12 protein-coding genes and 1 tRNA gene are annotated in these 15,766 nt (G+C 57.6%); all 13 read left to right on the top strand.

Going from position 1 to position 15,766, the window contains the following annotated elements; all coding sequences use genetic code 11:
• The first annotated feature begins 84 nt into the window (after window positions 1-84).
• Window positions 85-160, top strand: a tRNA-Trp gene (locus tag DN388_RS20415).
• A 45-nt stretch (window positions 161-205) separates the two neighbouring features.
• Entirely contained in the window at window positions 206-574 is a 369-nt protein-coding gene (gene secE / locus DN388_RS20410) for a preprotein translocase subunit SecE (protein WP_058540796.1), read from the top strand.
• Window positions 575-583: 9 nt separating this feature from the next.
• Complete coding sequence (gene nusG / locus DN388_RS20405) at window positions 584-1,117, top strand: transcription termination/antitermination protein NusG (protein WP_043861939.1); 534 nt, start codon at window positions 584-586, stop codon at window positions 1,115-1,117.
• 119 nt (window positions 1,118-1,236) lie between these two features.
• Window positions 1,237-1,668 carry a 50S ribosomal protein L11 gene (gene rplK, locus DN388_RS20400; protein WP_028944937.1) on the top strand — a complete coding sequence of 144 codons (432 nt, stop codon included), beginning with the start codon at window positions 1,237-1,239 and terminating at the stop codon, window positions 1,666-1,668.
• Window positions 1,668-2,363, top strand: a complete 696-nt coding sequence (gene rplA / locus DN388_RS20395) for a 50S ribosomal protein L1 (RefSeq protein ID WP_043861938.1) — start codon at window positions 1,668-1,670, stop codon at window positions 2,361-2,363. Before rplK ends, rplA begins: the two co-directional genes overlap by 1 nt.
• A 200-nt stretch (window positions 2,364-2,563) precedes the next feature.
• A complete protein-coding gene (gene rplJ / locus DN388_RS20390; RefSeq protein ID WP_043861937.1) occupies window positions 2,564-3,064 on the top strand; it encodes a 50S ribosomal protein L10 in 501 nt (166 codons plus the stop codon).
• A gap of 78 nt (window positions 3,065-3,142) precedes the next feature.
• Window positions 3,143-3,508, top strand: a complete 366-nt coding sequence (gene rplL / locus DN388_RS20385) for a 50S ribosomal protein L7/L12 (protein ID WP_043861936.1) — start codon at window positions 3,143-3,145, stop codon at window positions 3,506-3,508.
• A gap of 219 nt (window positions 3,509-3,727) precedes the next feature.
• Window positions 3,728-7,801, top strand: coding sequence for a DNA-directed RNA polymerase subunit beta (gene rpoB / locus DN388_RS20380; protein ID WP_043861935.1), 4,074 nt, complete (start codon window positions 3,728-3,730; stop codon window positions 7,799-7,801).
• Window positions 7,802-7,865: 64 nt separating this feature from the next.
• Entirely contained in the window at window positions 7,866-12,065 is a 4,200-nt protein-coding gene (rpoC, locus tag DN388_RS20375; RefSeq protein ID WP_054916698.1) for a DNA-directed RNA polymerase subunit beta', read from the top strand.
• A 203-nt stretch (window positions 12,066-12,268) separates the two neighbouring features.
• Entirely contained in the window at window positions 12,269-12,640 is a 372-nt protein-coding gene (gene rpsL / locus DN388_RS20370) for a 30S ribosomal protein S12 (protein ID WP_003186084.1), read from the top strand.
• A gap of 120 nt (window positions 12,641-12,760) precedes the next feature.
• Window positions 12,761-13,231 carry a 30S ribosomal protein S7 gene (rpsG, locus tag DN388_RS20365; protein WP_008089143.1) on the top strand — a complete coding sequence of 157 codons (471 nt, stop codon included), beginning with the start codon at window positions 12,761-12,763 and terminating at the stop codon, window positions 13,229-13,231.
• 30 nt (window positions 13,232-13,261) lie between these two features.
• Window positions 13,262-15,409, top strand: coding sequence for an elongation factor G (fusA, locus tag DN388_RS20360; RefSeq protein ID WP_043861933.1), 2,148 nt, complete (start codon window positions 13,262-13,264; stop codon window positions 15,407-15,409).
• Window positions 15,410-15,439: 30 nt separating this feature from the next.
• A partial coding sequence (locus DN388_RS20355) for a GTP-binding protein (protein WP_255001939.1) occupies window positions 15,440-15,766 on the top strand: 327 nt, incomplete at its 3' end.

Below are 15,766 nucleotides of genomic sequence, written 5' to 3'. Positions count from 1 at the left end.
TGCGGGTGTAGTAGCAAAGGTTATTGAATAAGTAGTTGATTTCTCTCGATCAGGCCGGCATAATGGTCGGCCTGATAAGCTTTTAGGTCAGTAGCTCAATTGGCAGAGCGACGGTCTCCAAAACCGTAGGTTGGGGGTTCGATTCCCTCCTGACCTGCCAGATTCACCTTGTGTGTCTGGCTTTCTTTTCACAGGATCCTCCTAGATGACTCCCAAGTCTGAAGCCCAAGACTCTCGTTTTGATCTGCTCAAGTGGCTGGCTGTTGTCGCTTTGGTGGTGGTAGGCGTGGTCGGAAATCAATATTACTCCGCTTCGCCGATTCTGTATCGCGTTATTGCACTCCTCGCTCTTGCTGCTGTTGCTGGCTTTGTTGCCTTGCAGACTGCAAAGGGCAAGTCGTTCTTTGCGCTGGCAAAGGAAGCTCGCACCGAGATTCGTAAAGTCGTATGGCCAACCCGCCAAGAGACCATGCAGACCACCCTTATTGTGGTGGCTGTTGTCCTGGTCATGGCGCTGCTGTTGTGGGGGCTCGATTCCCTGCTCGGCTGGTTGATTTCCTTGATTGTTGGCTAAGGGTGTCCTGTGGCTAAGCGTTGGTATGTTGTGCATGCTTACTCGGGTTACGAGAAGCATGTGATGCGCTCGCTCATCGAGCGCGTAAAGCTGGCTGGCATGGAAGATGGCTTCGGCGAGATTCTGGTCCCCACTGAAGAAGTGGTTGAAATGCGCAATGGCCAGAAGCGCAAAAGCGAGCGTAAGTTCTTCCCGGGCTACGTGCTGGTTCAGATGGACATGAACGAAGGGACTTGGCACTTGGTCAAGGACACCCCTCGTGTCATGGGCTTCATTGGTGGTACCGCAGACAAGCCTGCACCCATCACCGATAAAGAAGCCGAGGCCATTCTGCGTCGCGTTGCCGATGGCAGCGACAAGCCGAAGCCGAAAACGCTGTTCGAGCCAGGTGAAGTGGTTCGTGTTGTAGACGGTCCGTTTGCTGATTTCAACGGCACGGTCGAAGAGGTTAACTACGAGAAGAGCCGGCTCCAGGTAGCGGTGCTCATCTTCGGTCGCTCTACTCCGGTGGAGCTTGAGTTCAGCCAGGTCGAAAAGGTCTAGCAGAACGACGCATCCCATACCCCGCAGCCCTATGTGCTGCGGGGTTTTGTCGTCACTGGGATAAAACGCAAGTAATCCGGGGAGCCTTCTGGCGCTTGTACCCGATATTGGAGTAGCTCATGGCTAAGAAGATTCAGGCTTACATCAAGCTGCAAGTAAAGGCCGGCCAGGCCAACCCAAGTCCACCCGTAGGCCCAGCACTGGGTCAACATGGTGTGAACATCATGGAATTCTGCAAGGCCTTCAACGCCCGTACCCAGGGTCAAGAAGCCGGCCTGCCGACTCCTGTGATCATCACTGTATATAGTGACCGTAGCTTCACTTTCGAAACCAAAAGCACCCCTGCTTCGGTTCTGCTGAAGAAAGCAGCTGGCCTGACCAGCGGTTCTGCGCGTCCGAACACCGTCAAAGTCGGTACTGTGACCCGTGCTCAGCTGGAAGAGATCGCAAAAACCAAAAATGCTGATCTGACCGCTGCTGACATGGAAGCGGCCGTGCGTACCATCGCCGGTTCCGCTCGCAGCATGGGCCTCAACGTGGAGGGTGTGTAATGGCTAAGCTGACCAAGCGCCAAAAGGCTATCGCTTCGAAAATCGAAGCGGGCAAAGTCTACAACTTCGAAGAAGCAGCAGTGCTGCTGGCCGAACTGTCTACCGTGAAGTTCAGCGAGTCCTTCGACGTAGCCGTTAACCTGGGCGTTGACCCACGTAAATCAGACCAGGTCGTTCGTAGCGCTACCGTGCTGCCACACGGCACTGGCAAGACCGTACGTGTTGCCGTGTTCACCCAGGGTCCAGCTGCCGAGGCCGCTCTGGCTGCCGGCGCTGACCGTGTAGGCATGGACGATCTGGCTGCCGAAATGAAAGGCGGCGACCTGAACTATGACGTCGTTATTGCCTCCCCGGACGCAATGCGTGTTGTAGGTCAGCTGGGTCAGGTTCTGGGTCCTCGCGGCCTGATGCCTAACCCTAAAGTTGGCACCGTAACTCCAGACGTAGCCACCGCGGTCAAAAACGCCAAGGCTGGTCAGGTTCGCTACCGTACCGACAAAAACGGCATCATCCACACTTCCGTTGGCAAGATCGGCTTTGAAGCCGTCAAGCTGAAGGAAAACGTTGAAGCCCTGATCGCTGATCTGAAGCGTATCAAGCCAGCTTCCTCGAAAGGTATCTACGTCAAGCGCGTTACCCTGAGCACCACCATGGGCCCAGGTCTGGTAATCGATCAAGGTTCCCTGAACGCGTAAGACCGCGATGGGCGCGAGCAATTGCGCCCGTCAGCAAAAATTGGGGTCCCTGCCTGGCGGGGGCTATCCAAGACCGTAGGCGGCGCAAGCCTTAAACCTCAAGCCTACGCAGATGGTGCCCCTGATTCCTTACCGAGTCAGACACCAAAACGACATTCGGCTTCGGCTGGATGAAACGGTAACAAGCAGGAGTTTTACCCGTGGCAATTAAACTCGAAGACAAGAAGGCCATCGTCGCTGAAGTCAACGAGGCTGCCAAAGTCGCTCTGTCCGCTGTCGTGGCTGATGCCCGTGGTGTGACTGTAGGCGCAATGACCGGACTCCGTAAAGAGGCTCGTGAAGCTGGCGTTTACGTACGTGTTGTACGTAACACCCTGCTCAAGCGCGCTGTTGCCGACACTGAATTCAGTGTCCTCAACGACGTGTTCACCGGCCCTACCCTGATCGCGTTCTCCAACGAACACCCGGGCGCTGCTGCCCGTCTGTTCGCTGAGTTCGCCAAGGGTCAGAGCAAGTTCGAGATCAAGGCAGCTGCGTTCGACGGCAAGTTCCTTGCCGCAAACCAGATCGACGTGTTGGCTTCCCTGCCGACCCGCGACGAGGCCATTGCGAAGCTGATGAGCGTGATCCAAGGCGCGACCAGCAAGCTGGCTCGTACTCTGGCAGCCGTTCGCGACCAGAAAGAAGCTGCTGCTGCCTAAGGCACCGCAAGCCCTTTCGAAATCATACGTTTAATTTGATGGCTGCGTAGGCTGTCACCCCAATACAGGATTTAAGTCATGTCTCTGACTAACGAGCAAATCATCGAAGCAATCGGCCAGAAAACCGTTCTGGAAGTTGTTGAGCTGATCAAAGCAATGGAAGAAACCTTCGGCGTTACCGCTGCTGTTGCCGCTGCTGGCCCAGCTGCTGCCGCTGCCGTTGTTGAAGAACAAACCGAGTTCAACGTTGTTCTGGTTGCCGCTGGCGACAAGAAAGTAAACGTGATCAAGGCTGTTCGTGAACTGACCGGCCTGGGCCTGAAAGAAGCCAAGGAAAAGGTTGATACCGCTCCTCAAGTCGTTGCTGAAGGCGTTTCGAAAGAAGCCGCTGACAAAGCCAAGGCTGACCTGGAAGCAGCAGGCGCTACCGTCGAACTGAAGTAATTTCGACTGTGCGTCTCCAGCCCGAGCGACAAGCGAAAGGCTGATGGCTGGTGGCTTTTGCCACCGGCCTTTTTCCGTTATTGGCAGCCGATCAGGTCGGCGCCGATGACGAGCGGTAACCACCGATGACGGTGGCGCAAACCATGGGGTTTGCACGATTTTCTGGCTGCTCCCGTCGGGAGAAGCCAAACAAGCAGGTGACCAAGCTGGGGAACGCTGATGGCTTACTCATACACTGAGAAAAAACGTATCCGCAAGGACTTTAGCAAGTTGCCGGACGTCATGGATGTGCCTTACCTCCTGGCCATCCAGCTGGATTCGTATCGTGAATTCTTGCAGGCGGGAGCGACTAAAGATCAGTTCCGCGACGTGGGCCTGCATGCGGCCTTCAAATCGGTTTTCCCGATCATCAGCTACTCCGGCAATGCTGCCCTGGAGTACGTTGGCTATCGTCTGGGCGAACCGGCCTTTGATGTCAAAGAATGCGTACTGCGCGGGGTAACCTACGCGGTACCGCTGCGCGTGAAAGTCCGCCTGATCATTTTCGACAAAGAATCGTCGAACAAAGCGATCAAGGACATCAAAGAGCAAGAAGTCTACATGGGTGAAATCCCCCTGATGACTGAAAACGGTACCTTCGTAATCAACGGTACCGAGCGTGTTATCGTTTCCCAGCTGCACCGCTCGCCAGGCGTGTTCTTCGACCACGACCGTGGCAAGACGCACAGCTCGGGCAAGCTGCTGTACTCGGCGCGGATCATTCCTTACCGCGGCTCGTGGCTGGACTTCGAATTCGATCCGAAAGACTGTGTATTCGTCCGTATCGACCGTCGTCGCAAGCTGCCGGCTTCCGTACTGCTGCGCGCGCTGGGCTACACCACCGAAGAAGTGCTGAACGCGTTCTACACCACCAACGTATTCCACGTGGCGGGCGAAAAGCTCAGCCTGGAACTGGTGCCACAACGCCTGCGTGGTGAAATCGCGGTCATGGACATCCATGACGACAGCGGCAAGGTGATTGTCGAGCAGGGTCGTCGTATTACCGCTCGCCACATCAACCAGCTGGAAAAGGCTGGTGTCAAATCCCTGGACGTGCCGCTGGAATACGTTCTGGGCCGCACCACCGCCAAGGCGATCGTGCACCCGGCTACCGGTGAAATCCTGGCCGAATGCAACACCGAGCTGACCACCGAAGCACTGGTGAAGATCGCCAAGGCTCAGGTCGTTCGCATCGAGACCCTGTACACCAACGACATCGACTGCGGTCCGTTCATCTCGGATACCCTGAAGATCGACTCCACCAGCAACCAACTGGAAGCGCTGGTCGAGATCTATCGCATGATGCGTCCTGGCGAGCCGCCAACCAAGGATGCCGCAGAGACCCTGTTCAACAACCTGTTCTTCAGCGCCGAGCGTTACGACCTGTCGGCTGTTGGTCGCATGAAGTTCAACCGTCGTATCGGTCGTACCGAGATCGAAGGTTCGGGCGTGCTGAGCAAGGAAGATATCGTCGAGGTCCTCAAGACCCTGGTCGACATCCGTAACGGCAAAGGCATCGTCGACGACATCGACCACCTGGGTAACCGTCGCGTGCGCTGTGTCGGCGAAATGGCCGAGAACCAGTTCCGCGTTGGCCTGGTGCGTGTAGAGCGCGCGGTCAAAGAGCGTCTGTCCATGGCTGAAAGCGAAGGCCTGATGCCGCAAGACCTGATCAACGCCAAGCCGGTAGCGGCGGCGGTGAAGGAGTTCTTCGGTTCGAGCCAGCTGTCCCAGTTCATGGACCAGAACAACCCGCTGTCCGAGATCACCCACAAGCGTCGTGTCTCGGCACTCGGCCCTGGTGGTCTGACCCGTGAGCGCGCAGGCTTCGAAGTCCGTGACGTACACCCGACCCACTACGGCCGCGTGTGCCCGATCGAGACCCCTGAAGGTCCGAACATCGGTCTGATCAACTCCCTGGCGGCCTATGCCCGCACCAACCAGTACGGCTTCCTTGAGAGCCCGTACCGCGTGGTGAAAGAGGGTGTGGTTACCGACGACATCGTGTTCCTGTCGGCGATCGAAGAAGCTGATCACGTCATCGCACAGGCTTCGGCCACGATGGACGCGAAGAAGCAACTGATCGACGAACTGGTAGCGGTCCGTCACCTGAACGAATTCACCGTCAAGGCGCCGGAAGACGTCACCCTGATGGACGTTTCGCCAAAGCAGGTAGTTTCTGTTGCCGCATCGTTGATTCCGTTCCTCGAGCACGACGACGCCAACCGTGCGTTGATGGGTTCGAACATGCAGCGTCAGGCTGTACCGACTCTGCGCGCCGACAAACCGCTGGTAGGTACCGGCATGGAGCGCAACGTTGCGCGTGACTCCGGCGTTTGCGTCGTGGCTCGTCGTGGCGGTGTGATCGATTCCGTCGACGCCAGCCGTATCGTGGTGCGTGTTGCAGATGACGAAGTTGAAACCGGCGAAGCTGGTGTCGATATCTACAACCTGACCAAGTACACCCGCTCGAACCAGAACACCTGCATCAACCAGCGTCCGCTGGTGAGCAAGGGTGATGTGGTTCAGCGTAGCGACATCATGGCCGACGGCCCGTCCACCGACATGGGTGAGCTGGCTCTGGGTCAGAACATGCGCATCGCGTTCATGGCGTGGAACGGCTTCAACTTCGAAGACTCCATCTGCCTGTCCGAGCGTGTGGTTCAGGAAGATCGCTTCACCACGATCCACATCCAGGAACTGACCTGTGTGGCCCGTGACACCAAGCTTGGCCCAGAGGAAATCACCGCGGACATCCCGAACGTGGGTGAGGCTGCGCTGAACAAGCTGGACGAAGCCGGTATCGTCTACGTGGGTGCTGAAGTCGGCGCTGGCGACATTCTGGTCGGCAAGGTCACGCCAAAAGGCGAGACCCAGCTGACGCCAGAAGAAAAACTGCTGCGTGCGATCTTCGGCGAGAAGGCCAGCGACGTCAAAGACACCTCCCTGCGTGTGCCGACCGGCACCAAGGGTACTGTCATCGACGTACAGGTCTTCACTCGCGATGGCGTCGAGCGCGACAGCCGTGCGCTGTCCATCGAGAAGATGCAGCTGGACGAGATCCGCAAGGACCTGAACGAAGAGTTCCGCATCGTTGAAGGCGCAACCTTCGAACGTCTGCGCAGCGCCCTGAACGGTCAGGTCGTCGAAGGTGGTGCCGGCCTGAAGAAAGGTTCGGTCATCTCCAACGAAGTGCTGGACGGTCTGGAGCACGGCCAGTGGTTCAAACTGCGCATGGCCGAAGACGCGCTGAACGAGCAACTCGAGAAGGCCCAGGCCTACATCGTTGATCGTCGCCGTCTGCTGGACGACAAGTTCGAAGACAAGAAGCGCAAGCTGCAGCAGGGCGATGACCTGGCACCGGGCGTACTGAAGATCGTCAAGGTCTACCTGGCAATCCGTCGTCGCATCCAGCCGGGCGACAAGATGGCCGGTCGTCACGGTAACAAGGGTGTGGTCTCCGTGATCATGCCGGTCGAAGACATGCCGCACGACGCCAACGGTACGCCGGTGGACGTGGTACTCAACCCGTTGGGTGTACCTTCGCGTATGAACGTCGGTCAGATCCTCGAAACCCACCTGGGCCTGGCGGCCAAGGGCCTGGGCGAGAAGATCAACCGCATGCTCGAAGAGCAGCGCAAGGTCATCGAGCTGCGCAAGTTCCTCACCGAGATCTACAACGAGATCGGTGGTCGTCAGGAAAGCCTGGAAGACTTCTCCGACCAGGAAATCCTCGACCTGGCGAAGAACCTCAAAGGCGGTGTGCCAATGGCCACTCCAGTCTTCGACGGTGCCAAGGAAAGCGAAATCAAGGCCATGCTGAAACTGGCAGACATGCCGGAAAGCGGTCAGATGCAGCTGTTCGACGGTCGTACCGGCAACAAGTTCGAGCGTCCAGTGACCGTTGGTTACATGTACATGCTCAAGCTGAACCACTTGGTGGACGACAAGATGCACGCGCGTTCCACTGGTTCTTACAGCCTGGTTACCCAGCAGCCGCTGGGTGGTAAGGCGCAGTTCGGTGGTCAGCGTTTCGGGGAGATGGAAGTGTGGGCGCTGGAAGCATACGGCGCGGCATACACCCTGCAAGAAATGCTCACAGTGAAGTCGGACGATGTGAACGGTCGGACCAAGATGTACAAGAACATCGTGGACGGCGATCACCGTATGGAGCCGGGCATGCCCGAGTCCTTCAACGTGTTGATCAAAGAGATTCGTTCGCTCGGTATCGATATCGATCTGGAAACCGAATAACACGTGACGCGAATCGGGAGCGCGGCTGAAAAGCCCGCTCCCTGCTCCGCCAGGAGGAAAGGCCTTGAAAGACCTACTGAATTTGCTGAAAAACCAGGGTCAAGTCGAAGAGTTCGACGCCATCCGTATCGGATTGGCCTCGCCTGAGATGATCCGTTCGTGGTCGTTCGGTGAAGTAAAAAAGCCGGAAACCATCAACTACCGTACGTTCAAGCCTGAGCGTGACGGCCTGTTCTGCGCCAAGATCTTTGGCCCAGTCAAGGACTACGAGTGCCTGTGCGGCAAGTACAAGCGCCTGAAGCACCGTGGCGTGATCTGCGAGAAGTGCGGTGTTGAAGTCGCGCTGGCAAAAGTTCGTCGTGAGCGCATGGCGCACATCGAGCTGGCCTCGCCTGTTGCCCACATCTGGTTCCTGAAGTCGCTGCCGTCGCGTATCGGCCTGCTGATGGACATGACCCTGCGTGATATCGAGCGCGTTCTCTATTTCGAGAGCTATGTCGTTATCGACCCGGGCATGACCACCCTGGAAAAAGGTCAGCTGCTGAACGACGAGCAGTACTTCGAAGCGCTGGAAGAGTTCGGCGATGACTTCGACGCCCGCATGGGTGCCGAGGCCGTCCGCGAACTGCTGCACGCTATCGACCTGGAGCACGAGATTGGCCGCCTGCGCGAAGAGATTCCGCAGACCAACTCGGAAACCAAGATCAAGAAGCTGTCCAAGCGACTGAAGCTGATGGAGGCCTTCCAGGGCTCGGGCAACCTGCCTGAGTGGATGGTCCTGACCGTTCTGCCGGTTCTGCCGCCAGACCTGCGTCCACTGGTTCCGCTGGATGGCGGTCGTTTCGCGACCTCCGACCTGAACGACCTGTACCGTCGGGTGATCAACCGTAACAACCGTCTGAAGCGCCTGCTCGACCTGTCTGCGCCTGACATCATCGTGCGCAACGAAAAGCGCATGCTGCAGGAAGCGGTCGACGCACTGCTCGACAACGGCCGTCGCGGCCGCGCCATCACCGGCTCGAACAAGCGTCCTCTGAAATCCCTGGCCGACATGATCAAGGGTAAGCAAGGTCGTTTCCGTCAGAACCTGCTCGGTAAGCGCGTTGACTACTCGGGTCGTTCGGTAATTACCGTAGGTCCGACCCTGCGTCTGCACCAGTGCGGTCTGCCGAAGAAAATGGCCCTCGAGCTGTTCAAGCCGTTCATTTTCGGCAAGCTGGAAATGCGTGGTCTGGCGACCACCATCAAGGCTGCCAAGAAGATGGTCGAGCGCGAGTTGCCAGAGGTGTGGGACGTTCTTGCCGAAGTGATTCGCGAACACCCCGTACTGCTCAACCGTGCACCGACCCTTCACCGTCTGGGTATCCAGGCGTTCGAGCCGGTACTGATCGAAGGCAAGGCCATCCAGCTGCACCCGCTGGTCTGTGCCGCGTACAACGCCGACTTCGACGGTGACCAGATGGCCGTGCACGTGCCGCTGACGCTGGAAGCCCAGCTCGAAGCGCGCGCGCTGATGATGTCGACCAACAACATCCTGTCGCCAGCCAACGGTGAGCCGATCATCGTTCCTTCGCAGGACGTTGTACTGGGTCTGTACTACATGACCCGCGAAGCCATCAATGCCAAGGGCGAAGGTCGCGTATTCGCCGACCTGCAGGAAGTCGACCGCGTATTCCGCGCCGGCGAAGCGGCCCTGCACGCCAAGATCAAGGTTCGTATCAACGAAACCGTGAACGATCGTGATGGCGGCAGCGTTAAGAACACCCGCATCGTCGACACCACTGTCGGCCGTGCACTGCTGTTCCAGGTTGTACCGCCAGGTCTGTCGTACGACGTGGTCAACCAGCCGATGAAGAAAAAGGCGATCTCCAAGCTGATCAACCAGTGCTACCGCGTGGTTGGTCTGAAAGAGACCGTCATCTTCGCTGACCAGCTGATGTACACCGGTTTTGCCTACTCGACCATCTCCGGCGTTTCCATCGGTGTTAACGACTTCGTTATCCCGGATGAAAAAGCCCGCATCATCGGTGCTGCCACCGACGAAGTGAAAGAGATCGAGAGCCAGTACGCCTCCGGCCTGGTAACCCAGGGCGAGAAGTACAACAAGGTCATCGACCTGTGGTCCAAGGCGAACGACGAAGTGTCCAAGGCGATGATGGCCAACCTCTCGAAAGAGAAGGTCATCGACCGCGAAGGCAACGAAGTCGAGCAGGAGTCCTTCAACTCGATGTACATGATGGCTGACTCCGGTGCCCGGGGTTCGGCAGCTCAGATTCGTCAGTTGGCCGGTATGCGTGGTCTGATGGCCAAGCCGGACGGCTCGATCATCGAGACGCCGATCACCGCGAACTTCCGCGAAGGTCTGAGCGTACTGCAGTACTTCATCTCGACTCACGGTGCGCGTAAGGGTCTTGCGGATACCGCGTTGAAAACCGCGAACTCCGGTTACCTGACCCGTCGTCTGGTAGACGTGGCGCAGGATCTGGTGGTTACCGAGATCGACTGTGGCACCGAGCAGGGTCTGGTCATGACCCCGCACATCGAAGGCGGCGACGTTGTAGAGCCGCTGGGTGAGCGCGTACTGGGTCGTGTAATCGCCCGTGACGTGTTCAAGCCTGGCACCGACGACGTCATCGTTCCGGCCGGTACCCTGGTCGACGAGAAGTGGGTCGAGTTCATCGAGCTGAACAGCATCGACGAAGTGATCGTGCGTTCGCCGATCAGCTGTGAAACCCGCTACGGCATCTGCGCCAAGTGCTACGGTCGCGACCTGGCTCGCGGTCACCAGGTGAACATCGGTGAAGCTGTCGGCGTTATCGCTGCACAGTCGATCGGTGAGCCGGGTACCCAGCTGACCATGCGTACGTTCCACATCGGTGGTGCTGCAAGCCGTACCTCGGCTGCCGACAGCGTCCAGGTGAAGAACGGCGGTATGGTTCGTCTGCACAACCTCAAGCAGGTTGAGCGTGCCGACGGCAACCTGGTTGCCGTATCGCGTTCCGGCGAGTTGGCGATTGCCGACGAGTTCGGTCGTGAGCGCGAGCGTTACAAGCTGCCTTACGGCGCCGTGATTTCGGTGAAGGAAGGCGACAAGGTCGACGCTGGCGCCATCGTCGCCAAGTGGGACCCGCACACCCACCCGATCGTTACCGAAATGAAAGGTACCGTGACCTTCGTGGGCATGGAAGAAGGCATCACGATCAAGCGTCAGACCGACGAATTGACCGGCCTGACCAACATCGAGGTTCTGGACGTCAAAGACCGTCCGGCTGCAGGCAAAGAAATCCGTCCTGCAATCAAGATGGTCGACGCCAGCGGCAAGGATCTGCTGTTGCCAGGTACCGACGTACCGGCTCAGTACTTCCTGCCAGCCAACGCCCTGGTCGGTGTGGCTGACGGTGCACAGATCGGTGTTGGTGACGTTATCGCGCGTATCCCGCAAGAAACGTCCAAGACCCGTGACATCACCGGTGGTCTGCCGCGCGTTGCCGACCTGTTCGAAGCGCGCCGTCCGAAAGAAGCCTCGATTCTGGCTGAAGTCAGCGGTACCATCGCCTTCGGTAAAGAGACCAAGGGCAAGCGCCGTCTGGTCATCACCCCGAACGATGGCAGCGATCCGTACGAAGAGCTGATTCCGAAGTGGCGTCACCTGAACGTCTTCGAAGGCGAACAAGTGAACCGCGGCGAAGTCATCTCGGACGGTCCTAGCGATCCGCACGACATCCTGCGTCTGCTGGGTGTTAGCGCGCTGGCCAAGTACATCGTCAACGAGATCCAGGACGTTTACCGTCTGCAAGGCGTGAAGATCAACGACAAGCACATCGAGACCATCCTGCGTCAGATGCTGCGTAAGGTCGAGATTGCCGAGTCGGGTGACTCCAGCTTCATCAAGGGCGACCAGATGGAACTGACCCAGGTACTGGTAGAGAACGAGCGCCTTGGCGCGGAAGACAAGTTTGTCTCCAAGTTCACTCGTGTACTGCTGGGTATCACCAAGGCCTCGCTGTCCACCGAATCGTTCATCTCGGCGGCTTCCTTCCAGGAAACCACCCGCGTACTGACCGAAGCGGCGGTAACCGGCAAGCGCGACTACCTGCGTGGCCTGAAAGAAAACGTGGTCGTGGGTCGTCTGATCCCGGCCGGTACCGGTCTGGCCTACCACAGCGAGCGCAAGCGTCGCCGTGATGCCGACAAGCCGTTGCGTGTTAGCGCCAGTGAAGTGGAAGCTGCACTGACCGAAGCGCTGAACTCCAGCGGCAACTAAAGCGTAGGGCCCTGGCGGCCCTCACCCGATCTTCGCGACATAATCTGTTGCGAAGGGGAGGGTGGGGGATGTCGGGGCCTTGCCTTGACGAGGGGCAAGATCCTCTTTAGACTCTTGTACCCCTAAATTTGGTGGGACTTCGTCCTGCCATTTTGCTTTTCTTGCAAGACAATAGCGTCGCAAGACAACAGTGGAGCTAGTAGATGGCAACTATCAACCAGCTGGTACGTCAGCCGCGTAAGCGTATCGTCGAGAAATCCGACGTTCCTGCGCTGCAGAACTGCCCGCAACGTCGTGGCGTGTGCACCCGTGTGTACACCACCACGCCGAAAAAACCTAACTCGGCACTGCGTAAAGTATGCCGTGTGCGTCTGACCAACGGTTTCGAGGTTTCCTCGTACATCGGTGGTGAAGGCCACAACCTGCAAGAGCACAGCGTGGTACTGATCCGCGGCGGTCGTGTAAAAGACTTGCCAGGTGTTCGTTACCACACCGTTCGCGGCTCCCTGGATACCTCCGGCGTCAAAGGTCGTAACCAAGGTCGTTCGAAGTACGGTACCAAGCGTCCGAAGTAATCGGCCGTTTGCAGCAATTTGCAGTTATCAATTTTATTGAGTCGATAAGAGTAAGGTCGGGCACGCAACCTCTGGGTTCCCTGTCCCGAGCTAACCTGAAGACCGTTTGAGGGCTTATCAATGCCAAGACGTCGTGTAGCAGCCAAGCGTGAGATTCTGGACGATCCAAAATACGGATCGCAGATTCTCGCCAAGTTCATGAACCACGTGATGGAAAGCGGCAAGAAGGCCGTTGCCGAGCGTATCGTTTACGGTGCGCTGGACAAGGTCAAAGAACGCAAGAACAGCGATCCCCTGGAAATCTTCGAGAAAGCTCTCGACGCCATCGCTCCGCTGGTCGAAGTGAAGTCGCGCCGTGTTGGCGGTGCTACTTACCAGGTTCCGGTCGAAGTTCGTCCGTCCCGTCGTAACGCCCTGGCAATGCGCTGGTTGGTAGACTACGCGCGCAAGCGCGGCGAGAAGTCTATGGCCCTGCGCCTGGCCGGCGAATTGCTGGATGCTGCTGAAGGCAAAGGTGCTGCAGTCAAGAAGCGTGAAGACGTACACCGTATGGCCGAAGCCAACAAAGCGTTCTCGCACTACCGCTTCTAATTCAGGCATCACTATTTTTGCGAGGGCTCTATGGCTCGTACTACACCAATCAACCGCTACCGTAACATTGGTATTTGCGCGCACGTTGATGCGGGCAAGACCACTACTACCGAGCGGATCCTGTTCTACACAGGCCTGAGCCACAAACTGGGCGAGGTGCATGATGGCGCCGCGACCACCGACTGGATGGTGCAGGAGCAGGAGCGGGGTATCACCATTACCTCCGCTGCTGTCACTACCTTCTGGAAAGGCTCCAAGGGTCAGTATGACAACTACCGCGTAAACGTTATCGATACCCCCGGCCACGTTGACTTCACCATTGAAGTTGAGCGTTCGCTGCGTGTACTCGACGGCGCTGTCGTTGTGTTCTGCGGTACCTCCGGCGTTGAGCCACAGTCCGAAACCGTATGGCGTCAAGCCAACAAGTACGGCGTTCCACGTGTTGTATACGTGAACAAGATGGACCGTGCCGGTGCCAACTTCCTGCGCGTCGTAGGTCAGATCAAGAACCGTCTGGGTCACACCCCGGTTCCTGTTCAGCTGGCCATCGGTTCGGAAGAGAACTTCCAGGGTCAGGTCGATCTGATCAAGATGAAGGCTATCTACTGGAACGAAGACGACAAAGGCACCACCTATCGCGAGGAAGAAATTCCTGCCGATATGCTGGAGCTGGCTCAAGAGTGGCGCTCCAACATGGTTGAAGCGGCTGCCGAGTCCAGCGAAGAGCTGATGAACAAGTACCTGGAAGGCGAAGAGCTGACCGTCGAAGAAATCAAGGCCGGTCTGCGCGCGCGTACCCTGGCCAGCGAGATCGTTCCGGCTGTCTGTGGTTCGTCGTTCAAGAACAAGGGCGTTCCCCTGGTTCTCGACGCCGTTATCGACTTCCTGCCTGCTCCTACCGAGATTCCTGCGATCAAGGGTATCCATCCTGACCTGATCGAGAAGCCAAAGGAAGAGCTGGTCGACGCCGACTACGACGAGCGTCATGCCGACGACAACGAGCCGTTCTCGGCTCTGGCGTTCAAGATTGCCACCGACCCGTTCGTTGGTACTCTGACTTTTGTCCGTGTTTACTCGGGTATGCTGCAGTCCGGCGACTCCGTGATCAACTCGGTCAAGGGCAAGAAAGAGCGCGTTGGTCGTATGGTGCAGATGCACGCCAACCAGCGTGAAGAAATCAAGGAAGTACTGGCCGGCGACATCGCTGCTCTGATCGGCATGAAGGACGTCACCACTGGTGACACCCTGTGCAACGCCGACAAGCCGATCATCCTCGAGCGTATGGACTTCCCTGAGCCTGTGATTTCGGTAGCTGTCGAGCCGAAAACCAAGCAGGACCAGGAAAAGATGGGTATCGCACTGGGCAAGCTGGCTCAGGAAGACCCATCGTTCCGCGTCAAGACCGACGAAGAAACCGGCCAGACCATCATCTCGGGTATGGGCGAGCTTCACCTGGACATCCTCGTTGACCGCATGAAGCGCGAATTCAACGTCGAAGCCAACATCGGTAAGCCGCAGGTTTCCTATCGCGAGCAGATCACCAAAGACAACGTCGAAATCGAAGGCAAGTTCGTTCGTCAGTCCGGTGGTCGCGGTCAGTTCGGTCACTGCTGGATCCGCTTCTCGCAGCCAGACGTGGACGCACACGGCAACATCACCGAAGGCCTGGTTTTCACCAACGAGGTTGTGGGTGGTGTGGTTCCGAAGGAATACATCCCGGCGATCCAGAAGGGTATCGAAGAGCAGATGAAGAACGGCATCGTTGCCGGCTATCCGCTGATCGGCCTGAAGGCAACCGTGTTTGATGGTTCCTACCACGACGTCGACTCTAACGAGATGGCGTTCAAGGTGGCGGCCTCCATGGCGACCAAGCAACTCGCAGCCAAAGGCGGCGGTAAGGTGCTTGAGCCGATCATGAAGGTAGAAGTTGTGACCCCTGAGGACTACATGGGTGACGTGATGGGTGACCTGAACCGTCGTCGTGGTCTGATCCAGGGTATGGAAGATTCGGTGTCCGGCAAGGTTGTCCGTGCTGAAGTTCCGCTCGGAGAGATGTTCGGTTATGCGACCGACGTTCGTTCCATGTCCCAGGGTCGCGCGAGCTACTCCATGGAATTCTCCAAATACGCTGAGGCTCCGTCGAACATCGTCGAAGCGCTCGTTAAAAAACAAGGCTGATTCAGTCCTTTAGGCTAGGAGTTAATTGTCGTGGCTAAAGAAAAATTTGATCGTTCCCTTCCGCACGTCAACGTTGGCACCATCGGTCACGTTGACCACGGTAAAACCACTCTGACCGCAGCTCTGACTCGCGTCTGCTCCGAAGTTTTCGGTTCCGCAGTCGTTGAATTCGACAAGATCGACAGCGCTCCAGAAGAGAAAGCTCGCGGTATCACCATCAACACCGCTCACGTTGAGTACAACTCGACCATTCGTCACTACGCTCACGTCGACTGCCCAGGTCACGCTGACTACGTGAAGAACATGATCACCGGTGCTGCCCAGATGGACGGCGCGATCCTGGTTTGCTCGGCCGCC

The organism is Pseudomonas sp. S12(2018), from assembly GCF_024355235.1.
In the GTDB taxonomy this organism is placed as follows: Bacteria; Pseudomonadota; Gammaproteobacteria; order Pseudomonadales; family Pseudomonadaceae; genus Aquipseudomonas; species Aquipseudomonas palmensis.
Note: the sequence above shows the minus strand (reverse complement) of the source record. Positions and strands in the feature narration are given on the sequence as shown.

Excerpts from the sequence above, each read along its gene's own strand:
- secE (WP_058540796.1), top strand. The coding sequence starts at position 206 with ATGACTCCCAAGTCTGAAGCCCAAGACTCTCGTTTTGATCTGCTCAAG.
- rplK (WP_028944937.1), top strand. The coding sequence starts at position 1,237 with ATGGCTAAGAAGATTCAGGCTTACATCAAGCTGCAAGTAAAGGCCGGC.
- rplA (WP_043861938.1), top strand. The coding sequence starts at position 1,668 with ATGGCTAAGCTGACCAAGCGCCAAAAGGCTATCGCTTCGAAAATCGAA.
- rplL (WP_043861936.1), top strand. The coding sequence starts at position 3,143 with ATGTCTCTGACTAACGAGCAAATCATCGAAGCAATCGGCCAGAAAACC.
- rpoB (WP_043861935.1), top strand. The coding sequence starts at position 3,728 with ATGGCTTACTCATACACTGAGAAAAAACGTATCCGCAAGGACTTTAGC.
- rpsL (WP_003186084.1), top strand. The coding sequence starts at position 12,269 with ATGGCAACTATCAACCAGCTGGTACGTCAGCCGCGTAAGCGTATCGTC.
- rpsG (WP_008089143.1), top strand. The coding sequence starts at position 12,761 with ATGCCAAGACGTCGTGTAGCAGCCAAGCGTGAGATTCTGGACGATCCA.
- fusA (WP_043861933.1), top strand. The coding sequence starts at position 13,262 with ATGGCTCGTACTACACCAATCAACCGCTACCGTAACATTGGTATTTGC.